Below are 1539 nucleotides of genomic sequence, written 5' to 3'. Positions count from 1 at the left end.
TCGCCTGTTCTGAAAATTGCTTGTTTGGCTGCGCCGCTTTTTAAAGTGAAACGTACGGTGTCGGTGTCGATCGCAGCCACGCTTTCTACATCTAATAAGCTTTGTTGGTAGCGTGGGTGGCCTTTCTCAATGAGTGTGTAGAAAGAATAAACCACGTCTTCAGCATCGATAGGGTGCCCATCATGAAAACGCGCTTCGTTTCGAATGTCATATTCGACCCAAGCATAGTTGTCGGGGTAGCGAATGGTTTGCGCGATTAATCCGTAAGCGGTTTGAACTTCATCGGCAGAAGAGGCGTAGCTGCCTGTTCCTGCCATGAGCGGTTCATTCAGCTCAGAAAACTCATACATAAACAAACCTGGCGTATTGAACGGGCTTGTACCTTTAAGTGTGTAGGGGTTGAGTGAGTCAAAAGTGCCGAAGCCCATTAGACGTAAAGTTCCGCCTTTTGGTGCGTTAGGGTTTACCCAGTCAAAATGTGTAAAGCCTTCATCGTATTTTGCAGAACCATAGAGAGAAAGCGCATGCCCTGAAATGATTGTTGGCTTAGGAGCTTCGGATTCACTGTGCGCGTATTGGCTCAGTAATAGAAGGCTCAAAAGAATGAAAAGAGTGTTTGCCATAGTTTGAGCCTTAGGTCCTTTTAAGATGCTTAAAGTAAGTCGGTAATAGGGTTGGAAGACCAAGGGGGAGTATACAGGGCTTCCATTTCCGAGGCACTTACAGCACTAAAGTGTGCGTGTTGCCATACTGGCTTTTTGTCTTTATCGATCAAAAGCGCTCTAACGCCTTCAGCAAACTCTGGGTGGCGCACAAGGTTGGTTGCAAGTATTAACTCAGAGCTGAATACTTCTTTCAAACTTGCGTATCGGAAACGTCTGAGTTGCTCGAAGATCACTAACATAGATTGTGGTGAGCCTGCATTCATCGTGGCAATCGCTTTGCTCAACCAAGGGCTTGCGTCTTTGATGCTATTTAGGTCATGAACAATATCGCCAAGCCCTCCTGTTTGGCATATGCCCTCGAGTAAACTCTCATGGTGCGATAAGTTCGAATCAACTGAGTTTTCGCAGCCAAGTTCGTCGATGATTTGGCTAACAAGCGCATGGTTATCTTTGGTTTTCCATGATGCAGCAGCCAAAGCGCTTTGTAAGCTTTCGAGTTTTTCGTTTGCAATGAAATGATCTGCGATGCCAAGTGTCAGCGCGTCCGTTGCATTAATACTTGCTCCTGTTAGCGCAAAGAATATTCCCAAACCACGTGGCATTCGACTCAAGAAATAAGTACCACCTACGTCAGGAAACAAACCAATGGTAATTTCGGGCATTGCGATGCGAGAAGTTTCCGTGATCACACGATGACTGGCTCCAGCCATCAACCCAAGTCCACCGCCCATGACAATGCCTTTGCCTAAACAGATGATTGGTTTTTCATAGGTGTGGATTAAATAATTGAGTTGGTACTCTTCTAAGAAGAAGGTTTCAGCGTATTCGCACACGCCATCTTTAGGGTTAAGGGAAGATTCATACAGAGCCTGCA

General features: G+C 45.9%; 2 protein-coding genes. Both read right to left on the bottom strand.

All coding sequences use genetic code 11. The annotated features are described in order from the left end of the window. Nucleotides 1-623, bottom strand: a 623-nt coding sequence (locus tag A3739_RS18595) for an ABC transporter substrate-binding protein (RefSeq protein WP_231877107.1), incomplete at its 3' end; no start/stop codon positions are given. A gap of 29 nt (nt 624-652) precedes the next feature. Beyond that, nucleotides 653-1539 (bottom strand): enoyl-CoA hydratase/isomerase family protein (locus A3739_RS18590; protein ID WP_068502385.1); only part of this gene is annotated, 887 nt, incomplete at its 5' end.

The organism is Oleiphilus sp. HI0067 (assembly GCF_001635735.1).
This window is presented reverse-complemented; position numbering and strand designations above follow the sequence as displayed.